Here is a 17,570-nt window from a genome sequence, read left to right as displayed (position 1 = left end):
ACGGTCCAGTGAACAGATTTTTAATATTCCTATATCGTCTAAATAAATCGATATTTATTCTTTTTAAAATCTCATCAGCGCAGGCACAGTGGGCTCCATAAGCACTCATCAGGAGCCACACCATGAGCCTCAGACTGGGCGATATCGCCCCCGACTTTGAACAGGATTCCAGCGCCGGCAAGATTCGCTTCCACGAGTGGCTGGGCGATAGCTGGGGCGTGTTGTTTTCCCACCCGGCGGACTTCACCCCGGTGTGCACCACCGAGCTGGGTTTCACCGCCAAGCTCAAGGACGAATTCGCCCAGCGTGGGGTCAAGGCCATTGCCCTGTCGGTAGACCCGGTGGACTCCCACCACAAGTGGATCGAGGACATCAACGAAACCCAGGCCACTGTCGTCAATTTCCCGATCCTGGCCGATGCCGACCGCAAGGTTTCGGACCTCTACGACCTGATCCACCCCAATGCCAACGACACGCTCACCGTGCGTTCGCTGTTCGTGATTGACCCGAACAAAAAGATTCGCCTGACCATCACCTACCCGGCCAGCACCGGGCGCAACTTCCACGAAATCCTGCGGGTCATCGACTCGTTGCAACTAACCGACAACTACAAAGTCGCCACTCCGGCCAACTGGCAGGACGGTGATGAAGTGGTGATCGTGCCGTCGCTCAAGGATGAGGACGAGATCAAGCAACGCTTTCCCAAGGGCTATCGCGCGGTGAAGCCGTATCTGCGGCTCACGCCACAGCCCAACCGTTAACCCGAATCCAATGTGGGAGCAAGCCTGCTCCCACAGGTTGATCGCATTTCAGTGCTCACATAGCAGGGGTTTTCAGGCCGTTTCGACGGCCTTTTTTTCGCCTGGCGAATGATTTCTCGCATATGCAATTTAAGAATAAACAAATGAATAAATAAGATTTATAGATATATAAATCTGCTGATAAGGTCTGTTCCATCTTGGCGCCATCGCCGCACCGCGAACCGCCGACACTTGCTCAAGGAAACTCCCAGATGCTGGTCGTAACACTTGGTGGCAGTCCCAGCCAACGCTCCCGCTCAGGGGTGCTGCTGGATCATTCGCGGCGCTGGTTGCAGCAGCAAGGCGTGGAAGTGGTGAGTTATCAGATACGGGACTTCCCCGCCGAAGATTTGCTGTACGCACGCTTCGACAGCCCCAAGGTCCTCGACTTGCTGGCCCAGGTAGCCAATGCCGATGGCTTGTTGATCGCCACGCCGGTGTACAAGGCGTCGTTTTCCGGCGCGTTGAAAACCATCCTCGATCTGCTGCCGGAACGCGCCCTGGCCCACAAAGTGGTATTGCCCATGGCCACCGGCGGCAGTATTGCCCACATGCTGGCGGTGGATTACGCCTTGAAGCCCGTGCTGTCGGCGCTCAAGGCCCAGGAGTTGCTGCATGGGATTTTCGCCGAAGACAGCCAGATCGCCTACGGCGAAGGCAGTGCCCAGGCGCAGTTGGTGCCAATCCTTGAACAACGCTTGAGCGAAGCCCTGGAGCAGTTCTACAGCGCCATGGCCCGCCGCCCGCAACCGCTGGACCCCCATGTGTTGAATGAACGTTTGTTGAGTGCTCGCTGGAGCATCTAAGCCTCACCCGGATGTAAGCCACACCCTAATGTAAGAAACCCTCACCTTACTCAGCCGCCATCGGCCAAGCAGGTGCAGCCACAACCCTCATCGTCAATTTGGAGAGCGCCATGCGCACTGTCATCTTGCGTCGGGGCCTGGTCGCACTGTTTGCTGCGGCTGTGTCCTTCGGCGCCATTGTTCAAGCTCAAGCGGCCGAAACCCTGCGGATCGGTTATCAGAAGTACGGCACCCTGGTGCTGCTCAAAGCCAAGGGCACCCTGGAAAAGCGCCTGGCTGAGCAGGGCGTGAACGTGCAGTGGACCGAATTTCCCGGTGGCCCGCAGTTGCTCGAAGGGCTGAATGTCGGCTCCATCGACTTTGGTGTGACTGGCGAAACCCCGCCGGTATTCGCCCAGGCCGCCGGTGCCGATCTGCTCTACGTTGCCTACGAACCGCCAGCGCCGACCAGCGAGGCCATCCTGGTGCCCAAGGACTCGCCGATCAAGTCGGTGGCTGAGCTCAAGGGCAAGAAAGTCGTGCTCAACAAAGGCTCCAACGTGCATTACCTGCTGGTGCGCGCCCTGGAAGACGCCGGCCTGAAATACACCGACGTACAGACCGTGTTCCTGCCGCCCGCCGACGCCCGTGCCGCCTTCGAACGTGGCAGTGTCGATGCCTGGGTGATCTGGGACCCGTACCAGGCTGCCGCCGAGAAACAACTGCAAGCGCGCACCCTGCGTGACGCCACCGGCATTGCCGATAACCACCAGTTCTACCTGGCCACCAAGCCTTACACCGAAAAACATCCGGACGTGATCAGGGCGCTGGTGGAAGAGGTGCGTGCCGTGGGCGAATGGTCCAAGGCCAACCCCCAGGAAGTCACCGAACAAGTCGCCCCACTGCTTGGCCTGCCGGCTGACATCACCCTGACCTCGGTGAAACGCCAGGGTTACGGCGCGCTGTTCCTGACCCCGGAAGTGGTCGCCGCCCAGCAGAAAATCGCCGACACCTTCTACCAGCTCAAATTGATTCCCAAGCCCTTGAGCATCAAGGACGTGATCTGGACGCCACCTGCGACCGTGGCCAAAGCGCCGTAATCCGATTTCTTCAGGAGACAACTCCATGAGCCTCACTATTTTCTGGTTCCTGCCTACCCACGGCGACGGCCATTACCTTGGCACCGCCGAAGGCGCGCGCGCCGTGGATCACGGTTATCTGCAACAGGTCGCCCAGGCCGCAGATCGCCTGGGCTTTGGCGGGGTACTGATCCCCACCGGACGTTCCTGCGAAGACTCGTGGCTGGTGGCCGCCTCGCTGATCCCGGTGACCCAGCGTCTGAAGTTTCTGGTCGCACTGCGCCCCGGGATCATCTCGCCGACGGTGGCCGCGCGTCAGGCCGCGACCCTGGACCGATTGTCCGGTGGGCGGGCGCTGTTCAACCTGGTGACCGGCGGTGATCCAGAGGAGCTGGCCGGCGACGGTCTGTTCCTCAGCCATGAGGAGCGCTACCAGGCCTCGGTGGAATTCACTCGCATCTGGCGCCGCGTGCTGGAAGGTGAAACCGTGGACTACGACGGCCAGCACATTAGCGTCAAAGGCGCCAAATTGCTGTACCCACCGATCCAGCAGCCACGTCCGCCGCTGTATTTCGGCGGATCTTCCGAAGCGGCCCAGGACCTGGCAGCCGAACAAGTGGAAATGGTCCTGACCTGGGGCGAACCACCGGCGGCAGTGGCGGAAAAAATCCAGCAGGTGCGGGCCAAGGCAGCCAAGCTTGGGCGTACCGTGCGCTTTGGTATTCGCTTGCATGTGATCGTGCGTGAAACCAACGATGAAGCCTGGAAAGCCGCCGACAAACTGATCTCCCATCTGGACGACGACACCATCGCCCGTGCCCAGGCCTCGCTGGCGCGCTTTGATTCGGTGGGCCAGCAACGCATGGCCGCCTTGCATGGTGGCAGTCGCGACAACCTCGAAGTCAGCCCCAACCTGTGGGCCGGCGTCGGCCTGGTGCGCGGCGGCGCCGGCACTGCACTGGTAGGCGATGGGCCGACCGTGGCGGCGCGGGTCAAGGAGTACGCAGAGCTGGGCATCGATACCTTCATCTTCTCCGGTTATCCCCACTTGGAAGAGTCGTACCGGGTTGCGGAGTTGCTGTTCCCGCACCTGGATATCGAACGTCCCGAGCTGCCGAAAAGCGCCGGTTACGTGAGCCCGTTTGGCGAGATGGTGGCCAACGATATTCTTCCCAAAGCCGCGTCGCAGAGCTGAGGCGCCGTCATGAATAGTCAACGGATTCTGCATCGACTGGCGCCCTGGGCGCTGCCGATCCTGTTGCTGGCAGTGTGGCAGTTGTCGGTGTCGGCGGGCTGGTTGTCGACACGTATTCTGCCGGCGCCCAGCGCAGTGATTGCAGCTGGGGTACACCTGGTCAGCAGTGGTGAAATCTGGACCCACCTGGCCATCAGCGGCTGGCGCGCGGGCCTGGGTTTTGTGATCGGTGGCGGCATCGGCCTGGCCCTGGGCTTTATCACCGGCCTGTCGACATGGGGTGAACGCCTGTTGGACAGCTCGGTGCAGATGATTCGCAACGTGCCGCACCTGGCGCTGATCCCGCTGGTGATTTTGTGGTTCGGCATTGATGAGACGGCGAAGATTTTCCTGGTCGCCCTCGGCACGCTGTTTCCGATCTACCTCAATACGTATCACGGCATCCGCAACGTCGATCCGGCGCTGGTGGAGATGGCTCGCAGTTATGGCTTGTCCGGCTTCAGTCTGTTTCGTCAGGTGATCCTGCCGGGCGCGTTGCCGTCGATCCTGGTGGGTGTGCGCTTTGCCCTGGGCTTTATGTGGCTGACGCTGATCGTTGCAGAAACCATCTCTGCCAGCTCCGGCATCGGCTACCTGGCGATGAATGCCCGGGAGTTCCTGCAAACCGACGTGGTGGTGCTGGCGATTGTGCTGTACGCGGTGCTCGGCAAATTGGCAGACCTGGCGGCGCGTGGCCTGGAGCGTGTGTGGCTGCGCTGGCATCCGGCCTATCAAGTGCAAAAAGGAGGTGCGGCATGACCGCTCAACAACCTCCACGCCTGCTGCGGGGTATCCCGTTGGCGGTGCGCAAGCTGCGCAAGGCGTTTGGCGCGCGGGAAGTCTTGCGCGAGATCGACCTGCACATTCCGGCGGGGCAGTTCGTGGCTGTTGTCGGCCGCAGTGGCTGTGGCAAAAGTACCTTGCTGCGCTTGCTGGCCGGCCTTGATAGCGCCAGCAGTGGCGAATTGCTCGCAGGCTCTGCACCGCTGAGCGAAGCGCTCGAAGACACGCGGCTGATGTTCCAGGAAGCACGCCTGCTGCCGTGGAAAAAGATCATCGATAACGTCGGCCTGGGCCTTAAAGGCAACTGGCGGCCCCAGGCGCTTGAGGCGCTGGAGGCGGTCGGCCTGGCCGAGCGTGCCGATGAATGGCCGGCGGCGTTGTCCGGTGGCCAGAAACAACGGGTGGCCCTGGCCCGCGCGTTGATTCACCAGCCGCGCCTGTTACTGCTGGATGAACCCCTGGGTGCGCTGGATGCCCTGACCCGCATCGAGATGCAGCAACTGATCGAAAACCTGTGGCGCAAGCACGGTTTCACCGTGTTGCTGGTGACCCATGACGTCAGCGAAGCCGTGGCCATTGCCGATCGGGTAATCCTGATCGAAGACGGCGAAATCGGCCTCGACCTGCATGTGGAACTGCCACGCCCGCGGGTCCGCGGCTCCCATCGCCTGGCGGCCCTGGAAACTGAAGTGCTCAACCGTGTGCTGTCACTGCCCGGCACGCCGCCGGAGCCGGAACCTGTTTCACCGTTGCCTACGCAATTGCGGTGGGCGCAATAACTCACTTGTCCCTTAAGGAGTAACACCATGACTATCAAAGCGATCAACGTGCGTAACCAGTTCAAAGGCACCATCAAGGAAATCGTCGAAGGCGACGTGCTGTCGGAAATCGACGTGCAGACTGCGTCCGGCATCGTCACTTCGGTAATCACTACCCGCTCGGTGAAAGAGCTGGAGTTGGTGATTGGCAGTGAAGTGATTGCGTTTGTGAAGTCTACCGAGGTGTCGATCGCCAAGCTGTGATCGGCTTCCGACCGCTATCGCGAGCAAGCCCGCGCCCACATTTTTGAATGTATTCACAAATCAAAATGTGGGAGCGGGCTTGCTCGCGAAGAGGCCGACCCAGTCACCACAACACTTATCGCTTAGGTAAAAACACCGGCAAATAAAGCCCCACATACGCATCAAACACCCGCATCCCTTCCTCCGCCATGCGCGGGGTGATCTGCCCATGCTGATGCACCGAGCGCGCGTAAACGCGGTCGCTCAACTCCAGCGCCAGGGCAAACACGTCCACGTCCGCCGGCAGCACCGGTACTTCAAAGTGGCGGTTGAACACTTGCAGCATCAAGTCCCCCAACTCCAGGTCGTGCTGGCGGTCGGCCTGGGTGACTTCGGTGAGGCCGTGCTGGGCGAGGATCAATTGCCGGGCGGCGGCGTCGTTGCTGTAGATGGTCAGCATGCGCAACTCCACTACGCGCGACAGGTCGCGCCAAGTGTGCAGTTGATCGTGGTCGATGGGCGCTTGCAGCGCGGCGCGAAACGCGGCGTGCACGTCAGCTGTCAGCGCTTCGAGCAAGGCCGGTACGCTGGCGAAAAAGTGATACACCGACGACGGCGGAATCTGCGCCCGTTCGGCCACGCTGTAGATCGACAGGCTGGCCACGCCTTCGGCGGCCAGCAAGGTGCGGGCGGCGTCGAGGATCGCGTCGATCCGGGCCTGGCTGCGGGCGCGGGGTTTGCGAGGGGCGGCGGGGCGGGTCATGGAAGTCTCCTACAGGGCAGCGGGCATTGTATGAGCAGCCGTCTGTGTTGTCTGCCAGGACGCCTTCGCGAGCAAGCCCGCTCCCACATTCGACCGTATTCCACCGTTGAAATGAGGTCGAATGTGGGAGCGGGCTTGCTCGCGAAGAGGCCAACCAGGTCTCCCTGAAGAATCCCAAAAAAAACGCCACAGACTAAAGGCCTGTGGCGTTTTTTCAATGCAACCACCGCTTACACGGTATGCAGGTACCAGTTGTACTCAAGGTCGGAGATGGAGTGTTCGAACTCCTCCAGCTCACTTTCCTTGCAGGCGACGAAGATATCGATGTATTTCGGATCGATGTACTTGGCCATCACCTCGCTGTCGTCCAACTCGCGCAGGGCATCACGCAGGTTGTTCGGCAGGCTTTGCTCGTTCTGCTCGTAGCTGTTGCCTTCCACCGGTGCGCCAGGTTCGATCTTGTTGGTCAGACCGTGGTGCACGCCTGCCAGGACCGAAGCCATCAGCAGGTAAGGGTTGGCGTCGGCGCCGGCCACACGGTGTTCGATACGTACCGCGTCGGACGAGCCGGTCGGTACGCGAATCGCCACGGTGCGGTTGTCCAGGCCCCAGCACGGCGAGTTCGGCACGTAGAACTGTGCGCCGAAACGACGGTAGGAGTTGACGTTGGGGCACAGGAAAGCCATTTGTGCAGGCAGGGTCTCCAGCACACCGCCGATCGCGTGACGCAATGCGGCGTTCTGCTCGGGATCCTCGCTGGCAAAGATGTTCTTGCCGTCTTTGTCCAGGATCGAAATATGCACGTGCAAACCGTTGCCTGCCTGGCCCGGGTAAGGCTTGGCCATGAAGGTGGTATCCATCTCATGGTCGTAGGCAATGTTCTTGATCAAACGCTTGAGCAGTACCGCGTAGTCGCATGCCTTGATCGGGTCGGCGACGTGGTGCAGGTTCACTTCGAACTGCGCCGGGGCACTTTCCTTGACGATGGCGTCAGCTGGGATGCCTTGCTCTTTGGCACCTTCCAGAATGTCCTGGAGGCAGTCGACGTATTCGTCGAGGTCGTCGATCAGGTAGACCTGTGTCGAGTGCGGGCGTTTGCCGGAGATCGGCGAGCGGGGGGGTTGTGGCCGGCCGTTCACGTTCTCCTGGTCGATCAGGTAGAACTCAAGCTCGAAGGCAGCGCAGATGGTCAGGCCTAGATCGTCAAACTTGGTTACAACTTGGCGGAGCACTTCGCGCGGATCGGCGAAGAAAGGTTCACCTTCAAGTTCGTGCATGGTCATCAGCAGTTGCGCGGTAGGGCGCTTTTGCCAGGGCTCATTGCACAGGGTATCGGGGATTGGATAACAGATTCGGTCAGCATCACCGATGTCCAGACCCAGGCCGGTGCTTTCCACCGTCGAGCCATTGATATCCAGGGCAAATAAAGAGGCAGGCAGGTTAATGCCCTTCTCGTAAACCTTGTGGAGGCTGGTGCGTTCGATGCGCTTACCGCGCACCACACCATTCATATCCGCAATTAGAAGGTCTACGTACAGAACCTCAGGATGATCCTTAAGGAACGCGTTCGCTTCGTTAAGCTGAACGGCACGCGGGGGTACCGACATGATGCAACACCTTTGTTGTTAAAAATATCAATCATTGATCTTTTCTGGTTTCAGTCAACCCGAACGGCATGCCGAAGTCAAGCGAGGCCTTTTTTGCCCTAAAAAAGCGCCTTGGGGGCTTTTTTGCGGCTTTTTTGGGCAGTTTTGCCAGTTTGACCGGCTTGGGACTAGCAGGCTTGAGCGGGCCGTGTTGTATTTTTTACGGGGGTGTTGTGTAAAAAAATGAACAAGGCTAAGCTCGATTCAAACCCATAACAGCAATAATACCGGGGTGCTTCATGTCTGGCCTGCCGTTAATCGGCGTCACCGCCTGCTCCAAACAGGTTGGTCTGCATGCTTATCACATCAGTGGCGACAAATACGTCCGCGCCGTGGCAATCGCTGCCAAGGGCTTGCCATTGATTATTCCGTCCCTGGCGGATCTGTTCGATCCGGCCAATATTCTTGACGGCCTGGACGGCATTCTCTTTACCGGTTCCCCCTCCAATATCGAACCCTTTCACTACGACGGCCCGGCCAGTGCGCCAGGAACCGCCCATGATCCTGCACGGGACCAAAACACCCTGCCGCTGATTCGCGCCGCGATTGCCGCAGGCGTACCGGTGCTGGGGATTTGCCGAGGCTTCCAGGAAATGAACGTGGCCCTGGGCGGCAGCCTGCACCAGAAGGTTCATGAACTGCCGGGCATGATGGATCACCGCGAAGACGACACCCAGCCGCTGGAAGTCCAGTACGGCCCGGCGCACGCCGTGGCGATCAGCCCGGGCGGTGTATTGGCGAGCCTGGGCTTGCCGGACACGATCCAGGTCAACTCGATCCACAGCCAGGGCGTTGACCGCCTGGCGCCCGGCCTGCAGGTCGAAGCGCGCGCGCCGGATGGCCTGGTCGAAGCTTTTTCGCTCAAACAGGGCAAGGCTTTTGCAGACGCTTTTGCATTAGGAGTGCAATGGCACCCTGAATGGCAGGTAAGCTCCAATCCGTACTACCTCGCGATCTTCAAGGCATTTGGCGATGCCTGCCGAAAGCGGGCGAAACAAAGAGACGCGCACGCGTCAAACAACGCCTGACCTTTAATGGATGTCAGGAAACCCAGCCCAGAGGCATTTATGAGTAACAACCTCGACCAGCTCACCGATTGGTTGAAAGACCACAAGATCACAGAAGTCGAATGCATGATTGGCGACCTCACCGGGATCACCCGGGGCAAGATCTCGCCGACCAACAAGTTCATTGCCGAAAAAGGCATGCGCCTGCCCGAGAGCGTTCTGTTGCAGACCGTGACCGGCGACTATGTCGAAGACGACATCTATTACGAACTGCTCGACCCGGCCGACATCGACATGATCTGCCGCCCCGACCAGAACGCCGTGTTCCTCGTGCCCTGGGCCATCGAACCCACCGCCCAGGTGATCCACGACACCTACGACAAGCAAGGCAACCCGATCGAGCTGTCGCCGCGCAACGTGCTCAAGAAAGTCCTCAAGCTCTACGCCGACAAAGGCTGGCAGCCCATCGTGGCGCCGGAGATGGAGTTCTACCTGACCAAGCGTTGCGAGGACCCGGACTTCCCGCTGCAACCGCCGATTGGCCGTTCCGGCCGCCCGGAAACCGGTCGCCAGTCCTTCTCTATAGAAGCGGCCAACGAATTCGACCCCTTGTTCGAAGACGTCTACGACTGGTGCGAGCTGCAAGAGCTGGACCTCGACACGCTGATCCACGAGGACGGCACGGCGCAGATGGAAATCAACTTCCGTCATGGCGATGCCCTGTCCCTGGCCGACCAGATCCTGGTGTTCAAGCGCACCATGCGTGAAGCCGCGCTCAAGCACAACGTGGCTGCCACCTTCATGGCCAAGCCCATGACCGGCGAGCCCGGCAGTGCCATGCACTTGCACCAGAGCATCATCGACATCGCTACTGGCAAGAACGTGTTCTCCAATGAGGACGGTTCCAAGAGCGAGCTGTTCCTGCACCACATTGGCGGCCTGCAGAAGTTCATTCCCGAGCTGTTGCCGCTGTTCGCCCCCAACGTCAACTCGTTCCGCCGCTTCCTGCCCGACACCTCGGCGCCGGTGAACGTGGAGTGGGGCGAAGAGAACCGCACCGTCGGCCTGCGCGTACCGGATGCCGGCCCGCAGAACCGTCGCGTGGAAAACCGCCTGCCGGGCGCCGATGCCAACCCGTACCTGGCGATCGCCGCCAGCTTGCTGTGCGGCTATATCGGCATGGTCGAAGGCATCAGCCCGAGTGCGCCGGTGGTCGGTCGTGGTTACGAACGGCGCAACCTGCGCCTGCCGTTGACTATCGAAGACGCGCTGGAGCGCATGGAAAACAGCAAGACCATCGAGAAATACCTGGGTCACAAATTCATCACTGGCTACGTCGCGGTCAAGCGGGCCGAGCATGAAAACTTCAAGCGCGTGATCAGTTCGTGGGAGCGGGAATTCCTGCTCTTCGCCGTCTGATGCGCCGGGTGCGGCCGGGATGCGCCGCACCCTCACCTGCTACTTTTGGAGATTGGTATGTCCAGCAACAACCCGCAAACCCGTGAATGGCAAGCCCTGAGCAACGATCACCACCTGGCGCCGTTCAGCGACTTCAAGCAATTGAAAGAAAAAGGCCCGCGCATCATCACCAACGCCAAGGGCGTTTACCTGTGGGACAGTGAAGGCAACAAGATCCTCGACGGCATGGCCGGCCTGTGGTGCGTGGCCATCGGTTACGGTCGCGATGAACTGGCCGACGCCGCCGCCAAGCAGATGAAACAACTGCCTTACTACAACCTGTTCTTCCAGACCGCCCACCCGCCGGTGCTGGAGCTGGCCAAGGCCATCGCCGATATCGCCCCGGCCGGCATGAACCATGTGTTCTTCACTGGCTCCGGCTCCGAAGGCAACGACACGATGTTGCGCATGGTTCGCCACTACTGGGCGATCAAGGGCCAGCCGAACAAGAAAACCATCATCAGCCGCAAGAACGGCTACCACGGCTCCACCGTGGCCGGCGCGAGCCTGGGCGGCATGACGTATATGCACGAGCAAGGCGACTTGCCGATCCCGGGTATCGTGCATATCGCGCAGCCGTACTGGTTCGGTGAAGGCGGCGACATGAGCCCTGAAGAGTTCGGGGTCTGGGCTGCCAATCAACTGGAAGAGAAAATTCTGGAAGTCGGCGTGGACAACGTCGGTGCCTTTATTGCCGAGCCGATCCAGGGTGCCGGTGGCGTGATCGTGCCGCCAGCGACCTACTGGCCGCGCATCAAGGAAATCCTCGCCAAGTACGACATCCTGTTTGTCGCCGACGAAGTGATCTGTGGCTTTGGCCGTACCGGTGAGTGGTTCGGTAGCGATTTCTACGATCTGACGCCAGACATGATGACCATCGCCAAGGGCCTGACCTCGGGCTACATCCCCATGGGCGGCCTGATCGTGCGCGACGAAGTGGTGGCGGTGCTCAACGAAGGGGGCGATTTCAACCACGGTTTCACCTACTCCGGGCACCCGGTGGCGGCTGCGGTGGCGCTGGAAAACATCCGCATCCTGCGCGATGAAAAAATTGTCAGCCGCGTCCATGACGAAACGGCACCGTATTTGCAAAAGCGTCTACGCGAGCTGGCGGATCATCCGTTGGTGGGCGAAGTACGTGGTGTCGGCATGTTGGGTGCGATCGAGCTGGTGCAGGACAAGGCCACGCGCAAGCGTTATGAAGGCAAAGGCGTGGGGATGATCTGCCGCACCTTCTGCTTCGAGAATGGCCTGATCATGCGCGCCGTGGGCGACACCATGATCATTTCGCCGCCGCTGGTGATCAGCAAGGCCGAGATTGACGAGCTGGTGACCAAGGCTCGCCAGTGCCTGGACCTGACTTTGGCGGCATTGCAGGGCTAAGTGCTAGGCTCAGAATGCAGCGGCTTGCGGCTGTTGCATTCGGGCAATGATAAATGCGGGGCTTTGGTTGAAAGCCGGCCCCTGAACTTGCCAGACTGTCGCCCTGTTTTGTCGCCCTTCGACGGGCCATGAAACGTAGAAAGATGTGGCCCAAAAAAGAAAAATTGGAGCATGACCGAATGAAGGCATTAGGTTTGAAGAACGCTGGCAAGACCCTCCTGGCCTTGTCCCTGATGGGCGCAATGGCCGGCACGGCCCAGGCTGCCGACAAAGTGCTGCACGTCTACAACTGGTCCGACTACATTGCACCGGACACCGTCGCCAACTTTGAGAAAGAGTCTGGCATCAAGGTGGTGTACGACGTTTTCGACAGCAACGAAACCCTGGAAGCCAAGCTGTTGGCGGGCAAGTCCGGCTACGACATCGTCGTACCGTCGAACAACTTCCTGGCCAAGCAGATCAAGGCCGGTGTGTACCAGGAGCTGGACAAGTCCAAGCTGCCAAACTGGAAAAACCTCGATACCGACCTGCTCAAGGCCGTGGGCGATGCCAGTGACAAAGGCAACAAATATGCATTCCCCTACATGTGGGGCACCATCGGCATCGGCTACAACCCGGACAAGGTCAAGGCCGCGCTGGGCGTCGACAAGATCGACTCGTGGGACGTGCTGTTCAAGCCCGAGAACATCGAAAAACTCAAAAGCTGTGGCGTGAGCTTCCTCGACTCGCCGACCGAAATGATCCCGGTGGCCCTGCATTACCTGGGTTACCCGACCGACAGCCAGGACAAGAAACAGCTGGCTGAAGCCGAAGCGCTGTTCCTCAAGATCCGTCCTTCGGTGGGCTACTTCCACTCCTCCAAGTACATTTCCGACCTTGCCAACGGCAACATCTGCGTGGCCGTGGGTTACTCGGGTGACCTGGAACAATCCAAGTCCCGCGCGGCTGAAGCCGGTGGCAAGGTCAAGGTTTCCTACGCCATTCCCAAGGAAGGTGCAGGCAGCTTCTATGACATGGTCGCCATCCCTAAAGATGCCGAGAACCTGGACGCCGCCTACCAGTTCATGAACTACCTGATGAAGCCTGAAGTCATGGCCGCCATCACCAACAGCGTACGTTTCCCGAACGGTAACAAGGCTGCCACGCCGCTGGTGAACAAGGATATCTCGGGCGATCCGAGTATCTATCCGTCGGATGATGTGAAGGCCAAGCTGTATGCAATCAGCGATCTGCCAGCCGCGACCCAGCGTCTGCTGACGCGCAGCTGGACCAAGATCAAATCGGGTAAATAAGCACGAACCTGTAGGAGCGAGCTTGCTCGCGAAAAACTCAAATGCGCCGCGGGGTGCCTGATGCCCCGCGTTATCGTTGACGACCTTCGCGAGCAAGCTCGCTCCTACAAAAAATTAAATGACAGAAAGTTTTGCCGGATCGGTTTATCGAGGGTAAGTTGCGCGCCGGTTTTGTTGCCGGGCAACAACTTCGGGCCCAACTATTTAAGAGGACCTCCACTTGCCAATTTCTTTATTTCGCAAAGCCTTGCTGGTTGGGGCAGGCCTCACGTTGGCAGTCAGCGTGCAGGCAGCTTCCACCGTGCATGTTTATAACTGGTCGGACTATATCGGCCCCGACACCCTGGCCAACTTTGAAAAGGCCACTGGCATCAAGCCCGTCTACGACGTGTTCGACTCCAACGAAACCCTGGAAGGCAAGTTGCTGGCCGGGCGCACCGGGTATGACGTGGTGGTGCCGTCCAACCACTTCCTGGGCAAGCAGATCAAGGCCGGTGCGTTCCAGAAGATCGACAAGTCGTTGCTGAGCAACTACGCCAATCTCGACCCGGCGCTGCTCAAGCGCCTGGAAAAGAACGATCCGGGCAACCAATACGCCGTGCCTTACCTGTGGGGCACCAACGGCATCGGCTACAACGTCGATAAAGTGAAGGAAGTGCTGGGCGTCGACAAGATCGACTCCTGGGCCGTGCTGTTCGAGCCGGAAAACATGAAGAAGCTGGCCAGTTGCGGCGTGTCCTTCATGGACTCGGCCGATGAAATGCTGCCGGCGGTACTCAACTACATGGGCCTGGACCCTAACAGCACCAACCCGGCGGACTACAAGAAAGCCGAGGAAAAACTGCTGAAAGTGCGTCCCTACGTGACCTACTTCCACTCATCCAAATACATCTCGGACCTGGCCAACGGCAATATCTGCGTGGCCGCCGGGTTCTCCGGCGATGTGTTCCAGGCCAAGGCCCGCGCGGCCGAGGCCGGCAAAGGCGTGAACATCGCCTACGCGATTCCGAAAGAAGGCGGCAACCTGTGGTTTGACGTACTGGCGATCCCCAAGGACTCGACCAACGTCAAAGAGGCCCATGCCTTCATCAATTATTTACTGCAACCTGAAGTGATCGCTCAGGTCAGTGATTACGTCGGCTACGCCAACCCTAACCCAGGGGCGGACACGCTGATGGAGCAATCGATACGCACCGACGAAGCGGTTTATCCACCGCAGGCGGTTCTCGACCGGACGTTTGTCAACTTCGAGCTACCCCCGAAAGTGCAACGCTTGATGACCCGTAGCTGGACCAAGGTCAAGACGGGCAAGTAAGGCTCAAATTATCCAAGGTTCGTCCGTATTGGACGTTCTGCACTCTTTTTTTTGGGAGTTTCGTAAATGGCAGTTGCCTCCGGCGCCTATAAGAAAGCCCTCGAGGGCGACCAGACACCGAAAAAGGTGTTGGTCAAAATCGACCGGGTCACGAAGAAGTTCGACGAGACGATTGCCGTGGACGATGTGTCCCTGGAAATCAAGAAAGGCGAGATCTTTGCCTTGCTCGGCGGTTCGGGTTCGGGCAAGTCCACCTTGCTGCGTATGCTCGCAGGTTTCGAGCGCCCGACCGAAGGGCGGATTTTCCTCGACGGTGTGGATATCACCGACATGCCGCCCTACGAGCGGCCGATCAACATGATGTTCCAGTCCTACGCCTTGTTCCCACACATGACGGTGGCGCAGAACATCGCCTTCGGCCTGCAACAGGACAAGATTCCCAAGGCCGAGGTCGAGGCCCGTGTGGCCGAGATGCTCAAGCTGGTGCAGATGAGCCAGTACGCCAAGCGCAAGCCGCACCAGCTGTCTGGCGGCCAGCGTCAGCGCGTGGCATTGGCCCGTTCCCTGGCCAAGCGCCCGAAACTGCTGCTGCTCGATGAGCCGATGGGCGCCCTGGACAAGAAGCTGCGCTCGCAGATGCAACTGGAGCTGGTGGAAATCATCGAGCGCGTCGGCGTGACCTGTGTGATGGTGACCCACGATCAGGAAGAGGCCATGACCATGGCCGAGCGCATCGCAATCATGCACCTGGGCTGGATCGCGCAGATCGGCAGCCCGATCGACATCTACGAAACCCCCACCAGCCGCCTGGTGTGCGAGTTCATCGGCAACGTCAACATCTTCGACACCGTGGTGGTGGATGACGCCGAAGGCCATGCGGTGCTCAAGTGCGCCGACCTGGACCGCGATATCTACGTGGGTTATGGCATCGCCACTTCGGTGGAAGACAAGTCGGTGACCTACGCCATCCGCCCGGAAAAGCTGCTGGTCACCACCGAAATGCCGACCTGCGAGCACAACTGGTCCAGCGGCAAGGTGCATGACATTGCCTACCTGGGCGGCCACTCTGTGTTCTACGTCGAACTGCCGAGCGGCAAGCTGGTGCAGTCCTTCGTCGCCAACGCCGAACGTCGTGGCGCGCGGCCGACCTGGGGTGACCAGGTCTACGTGTGGTGGGAAGACGACAGCGGCGTGGTACTTCGCTCATGAACATGAAGAAATTCAAACGGCGACTGCACCGAATAATTCCCAGCGGCAAACAGGTGGTCATCGGGATTCCATTCCTGTGGCTGTTCATGTTCTTCATGCTGCCGTTCTTCATCGTCCTGAAGATCAGCTTTGCTGAAGCAGACGTGGCGATCCCGCCCTACACCGAGATCTATACCTACATCGAGCAGAAGCTGGAGGTGGTGCTCAACCTGGCCAACTACAGCCTGCTGGCCGGCGACGAGTTGTACATCGCCGCCTACCTGGGCTCGCTGAAGATGGCGTTTTTCAGCACGGCGCTCTGCCTGCTGATCGGCTACCCGATGGCCTACGCCATCGCCAGTGCGCGCAAAGAGATGCAGACCGTGCTGGTGCTGCTGATCATGATGCCGACCTGGACCGCGATCCTGATCCGCGTGTATGCGTGGATGGGCATTCTCAGCAACAACGGCTTGCTCAATGGCTTCCTGATGTCCATGGGGTTGATCAACGAACCGTTGCAGATCCTCAACACCAACATCGCGGTGTATATCGGCGTGGTCTATTCGTACCTGCCGTTCATGATCCTGCCGCTGTACGCCAACCTGGTCAAACATGACCAGAGCCTGCTGGAAGCGGCCTCGGACCTGGGTTCGAGCACCTTCAACAGCTTCTGGAAAATCACCGTGCCGCTGTCCAAGAACGGCATCATCGCCGGCTGCATGCTGGTGTTCATCCCGGTGGTGGGCGAGTTCGTGATCCCGGAACTGCTGGGCGGCCCGGAAACCCTGATGATCGGTAAAGTGTTGTGGCAAGAGTTCTTCAACAACCGCGACTGGCCGGTGGCTTCCGCCCTGGCGGTGGTGATGCTGGCGATCCTGATCGTGCCAATCATTCTGTTTAACCGCAGCCAAGCCAAAGAGATGGAGGGCAAGGTATGAAGCGCTTCAGTTTCTCCAGCTTCATGCTGGTCGTAGGGCTGCTGTTTATCTACCTGCCGATGCTGATCCTGGTGATCTATTCGTTCAACGAATCGAAACTGGTGACGGTGTGGGGTGGTTGGTCGATCAAGTGGTACGTGGGCCTGCTGGACAACACCCAGTTGATGGGCTCGGTGGCCCGCTCCCTGGAAATCGCCTGCTACACGGCGGTGGCTGCGGTGGCGTTGGGTACGTTGGCGGCGTTTGTGCTGACCCGTATCAGCCAGTTCAAGGGCCGCACGCTGTTCGGCGGCTTGGTGACGGCGCCGCTGGTGATGCCGGAAGTGATCACCGGTCTGTCGCTGTTGCTGCTGTTCGTGGCCATGGCGCAGATGATCGGTTGGCCCCAGGAGCGTGGCATTGTCACCATCTGGATCGCCCACACCACGTTCTGTGCGGCGTACGTGGCGGTGGTAGTGTCGGCACGCCTGCGTGAGCTGGACCTGTCGATCGAAGAAGCGGCCATGGACCTGGGTGCGCGGCCGTGGAAGGTGTTCTTCCTGATCACCATCCCGATGATCGCGCCGTCGTTGGCGGCGGGTGGCATGATGTCGTTCGCGTTGTCGCTGGATGATTTGGTTCTGGCCAGCTTCGTCTCGGGCCCGGGTTCGACTACCTTGCCGATGGAAGTGTTCTCGGCGGTGCGCCTTGGGGTCAAACCCGAGATCAACGCCGTGGCCAGCCTGATTCTGCTGGCGGTGTCGCTGGTGACGTTCCTGGTGTGGTACTTCAGCCGTCGCGCGGAAGAGCGGCGCAAGAAGGCGATCCAGCAAGCCATCGAAGAAGCGGCAGCGGATGGCTGGAAACAGCCGGACGTGCGCCGCGCGCCCGCACCGGTCTAAAAATGTGGGAGCGGGCT

Annotated in this window: 17 protein-coding genes and 1 pseudogene; 15 read left to right on the top strand and 3 right to left on the bottom strand. The window is 59.6% G+C overall.

Annotated elements, in window-relative coordinates:
* Positions 1 to 122: 122 nt before the first annotated feature.
* The 7 genes from H097_RS08480 to H097_RS08450 all read left to right on the top strand — a co-directional run bounded on the left by H097_RS08480 (position 123) and on the right by H097_RS08450 (position 5,703).
* Positions 123 to 761 carry a peroxiredoxin gene (locus H097_RS08480; protein ID WP_032858921.1) on the top strand — a complete coding sequence of 213 codons (639 nt, stop codon included), beginning with the start codon at positions 123 to 125 and terminating at the stop codon, positions 759 to 761.
* A gap of 251 nt (positions 762 to 1,012) precedes the next feature.
* Positions 1,013 to 1,606 carry an NADPH-dependent FMN reductase gene (gene ssuE / locus H097_RS08475; RefSeq protein WP_032858919.1) on the top strand — a complete coding sequence of 198 codons (594 nt, stop codon included), beginning with the start codon at positions 1,013 to 1,015 and terminating at the stop codon, positions 1,604 to 1,606.
* Positions 1,607 to 1,716: 110 nt separating this feature from the next.
* On the top strand, positions 1,717 to 2,685 hold the full coding sequence (locus H097_RS08470; protein WP_032858917.1) for a sulfonate ABC transporter substrate-binding protein: 969 nt from the start codon (positions 1,717 to 1,719) through the stop codon (positions 2,683 to 2,685).
* 25 nt (positions 2,686 to 2,710) lie between these two features.
* Positions 2,711 to 3,859, top strand: a complete 1,149-nt coding sequence (gene ssuD, locus H097_RS08465; RefSeq protein ID WP_032858915.1) for an FMNH2-dependent alkanesulfonate monooxygenase — start codon at positions 2,711 to 2,713, stop codon at positions 3,857 to 3,859.
* A 9-nt stretch (positions 3,860 to 3,868) separates the two neighbouring features.
* The gene (ssuC, locus tag H097_RS08460) at positions 3,869 to 4,657 is read left to right on the top strand and encodes an aliphatic sulfonate ABC transporter permease SsuC (protein ID WP_032858913.1); all 789 of its coding nucleotides are present in this window, start codon (positions 3,869 to 3,871) and stop codon (positions 4,655 to 4,657) included.
* A complete protein-coding gene (gene ssuB / locus H097_RS08455; RefSeq protein WP_032858910.1) occupies positions 4,654 to 5,460 on the top strand; it encodes an aliphatic sulfonates ABC transporter ATP-binding protein in 807 nt (268 codons plus the stop codon). The genes ssuC and ssuB overlap by 4 nt, the downstream gene beginning before the upstream one ends.
* Before the next feature lie 27 nt (positions 5,461 to 5,487).
* On the top strand, positions 5,488 to 5,703 hold the full coding sequence (locus tag H097_RS08450) for a TOBE domain-containing protein (protein WP_003213899.1): 216 nt from the start codon (positions 5,488 to 5,490) through the stop codon (positions 5,701 to 5,703).
* A gap of 115 nt (positions 5,704 to 5,818) precedes the next feature.
* Here H097_RS08450 and H097_RS08445 read toward each other — a convergent pair whose 3' ends face one another.
* Both H097_RS08445 and H097_RS08440 read right to left on the bottom strand, forming a co-directional pair.
* Entirely contained in the window at positions 5,819 to 6,445 is a 627-nt protein-coding gene (locus H097_RS08445; protein ID WP_032858909.1) for a TetR/AcrR family transcriptional regulator, read from the bottom strand.
* A 230-nt stretch (positions 6,446 to 6,675) separates the two neighbouring features.
* A complete protein-coding gene (locus H097_RS08440; protein ID WP_032858908.1) occupies positions 6,676 to 8,052 on the bottom strand; it encodes a glutamine synthetase family protein in 1,377 nt (458 codons plus the stop codon).
* A gap of 278 nt (positions 8,053 to 8,330) precedes the next feature.
* Here H097_RS08440 and H097_RS08435 point away from each other — a divergent pair, with 278 nt between their 5' ends.
* The 4 genes from H097_RS08435 to H097_RS08420 all read left to right on the top strand — a co-directional run bounded on the left by H097_RS08435 (position 8,331) and on the right by H097_RS08420 (position 13,231).
* Entirely contained in the window at positions 8,331 to 9,119 is a 789-nt protein-coding gene (locus tag H097_RS08435; RefSeq protein ID WP_032858905.1) for a gamma-glutamyl-gamma-aminobutyrate hydrolase family protein, read from the top strand.
* Positions 9,120 to 9,158: 39 nt separating this feature from the next.
* Positions 9,159 to 10,517, top strand: a complete 1,359-nt coding sequence (locus H097_RS08430) for a glutamine synthetase family protein (RefSeq protein WP_029289457.1) — start codon at positions 9,159 to 9,161, stop codon at positions 10,515 to 10,517.
* Positions 10,518 to 10,574: 57 nt separating this feature from the next.
* The gene (locus H097_RS08425; protein ID WP_032858903.1) at positions 10,575 to 11,939 is read left to right on the top strand and encodes an aspartate aminotransferase family protein; all 1,365 of its coding nucleotides are present in this window, start codon (positions 10,575 to 10,577) and stop codon (positions 11,937 to 11,939) included.
* Positions 11,940 to 12,118: 179 nt separating this feature from the next.
* The gene (locus H097_RS08420) at positions 12,119 to 13,231 is read left to right on the top strand and encodes a polyamine ABC transporter substrate-binding protein (protein ID WP_032858964.1); all 1,113 of its coding nucleotides are present in this window, start codon (positions 12,119 to 12,121) and stop codon (positions 13,229 to 13,231) included.
* On the opposite strand, the pseudogene H097_RS28650 reads toward H097_RS08420, so the two are convergent.
* Positions 13,229 to 13,327, bottom strand: a pseudogene (locus H097_RS28650) (outer membrane lipoprotein carrier protein LolA); the annotation flags it as partial. The gene H097_RS08420 and the pseudogene H097_RS28650 sit on opposite strands and share 3 nt — an antisense overlap.
* A 124-nt stretch (positions 13,328 to 13,451) precedes the next feature.
* Here H097_RS28650 and H097_RS08415 point away from each other — a divergent pair.
* From H097_RS08415 to H097_RS08400, 4 genes are all read left to right on the top strand, one after another.
* Positions 13,452 to 14,546: a polyamine ABC transporter substrate-binding protein gene (locus tag H097_RS08415; protein WP_032858901.1), complete on the top strand. Its 1,095-nt coding sequence runs from the start codon at positions 13,452 to 13,454 to the stop codon at positions 14,544 to 14,546.
* Positions 14,547 to 14,612: 66 nt separating this feature from the next.
* On the top strand, positions 14,613 to 15,755 hold the full coding sequence (gene potA, locus H097_RS08410; protein ID WP_029289449.1) for a polyamine ABC transporter ATP-binding protein: 1,143 nt from the start codon (positions 14,613 to 14,615) through the stop codon (positions 15,753 to 15,755).
* 35 nt (positions 15,756 to 15,790) lie between these two features.
* Positions 15,791 to 16,672, top strand: a complete 882-nt coding sequence (locus H097_RS08405; RefSeq protein WP_169991605.1) for an ABC transporter permease subunit — start codon at positions 15,791 to 15,793, stop codon at positions 16,670 to 16,672.
* Positions 16,669 to 17,553, top strand: a complete 885-nt coding sequence (locus tag H097_RS08400) for an ABC transporter permease subunit (protein WP_029289445.1) — start codon at positions 16,669 to 16,671, stop codon at positions 17,551 to 17,553. Before H097_RS08405 ends, H097_RS08400 begins: the two co-directional genes overlap by 4 nt.
* Positions 17,554 to 17,570 lie beyond the last annotated feature (17 nt).

The organism is Pseudomonas sp. FH4, from assembly GCF_000510915.2.
GTDB classification, from domain to species: Bacteria; Pseudomonadota; Gammaproteobacteria; order Pseudomonadales; family Pseudomonadaceae; genus Aquipseudomonas; species Aquipseudomonas brenneri.
Note: the sequence above shows the minus strand (reverse complement) of the source record. Positions and strands in the feature narration are given on the sequence as shown.

What these genes read in the sequence shown, in the direction of transcription:
- H097_RS08480 (WP_032858921.1), top strand. Translation starts at nt 123, where the DNA reads ATGAGCCTCAGACTGGGCGATATCGCCCCCGACTTTGAACAGGATTCC.
- ssuE (WP_032858919.1), top strand. Translation starts at nt 1,013, where the DNA reads ATGCTGGTCGTAACACTTGGTGGCAGTCCCAGCCAACGCTCCCGCTCA.
- H097_RS08470 (WP_032858917.1), top strand. Translation starts at nt 1,717, where the DNA reads ATGCGCACTGTCATCTTGCGTCGGGGCCTGGTCGCACTGTTTGCTGCG.
- ssuD (WP_032858915.1), top strand. Translation starts at nt 2,711, where the DNA reads ATGAGCCTCACTATTTTCTGGTTCCTGCCTACCCACGGCGACGGCCAT.
- ssuC (WP_032858913.1), top strand. Translation starts at nt 3,869, where the DNA reads ATGAATAGTCAACGGATTCTGCATCGACTGGCGCCCTGGGCGCTGCCG.
- ssuB (WP_032858910.1), top strand. Translation starts at nt 4,654, where the DNA reads ATGACCGCTCAACAACCTCCACGCCTGCTGCGGGGTATCCCGTTGGCG.
- H097_RS08450 (WP_003213899.1), top strand. Translation starts at nt 5,488, where the DNA reads ATGACTATCAAAGCGATCAACGTGCGTAACCAGTTCAAAGGCACCATC.
- H097_RS08445 (WP_032858909.1), bottom strand. Translation starts at nt 6,445, where the DNA reads ATGACCCGCCCCGCCGCCCCTCGCAAACCCCGCGCCCGCAGCCAGGCC.
- H097_RS08440 (WP_032858908.1), bottom strand. Translation starts at nt 8,052, where the DNA reads ATGTCGGTACCCCCGCGTGCCGTTCAGCTTAACGAAGCGAACGCGTTC.
- H097_RS08435 (WP_032858905.1), top strand. Translation starts at nt 8,331, where the DNA reads ATGTCTGGCCTGCCGTTAATCGGCGTCACCGCCTGCTCCAAACAGGTT.
- H097_RS08430 (WP_029289457.1), top strand. Translation starts at nt 9,159, where the DNA reads ATGAGTAACAACCTCGACCAGCTCACCGATTGGTTGAAAGACCACAAG.
- H097_RS08425 (WP_032858903.1), top strand. Translation starts at nt 10,575, where the DNA reads ATGTCCAGCAACAACCCGCAAACCCGTGAATGGCAAGCCCTGAGCAAC.
- H097_RS08420 (WP_032858964.1), top strand. Translation starts at nt 12,119, where the DNA reads ATGAAGGCATTAGGTTTGAAGAACGCTGGCAAGACCCTCCTGGCCTTG.
- potA (WP_029289449.1), top strand. Translation starts at nt 14,613, where the DNA reads ATGGCAGTTGCCTCCGGCGCCTATAAGAAAGCCCTCGAGGGCGACCAG.
- H097_RS08400 (WP_029289445.1), top strand. Translation starts at nt 16,669, where the DNA reads ATGAAGCGCTTCAGTTTCTCCAGCTTCATGCTGGTCGTAGGGCTGCTG.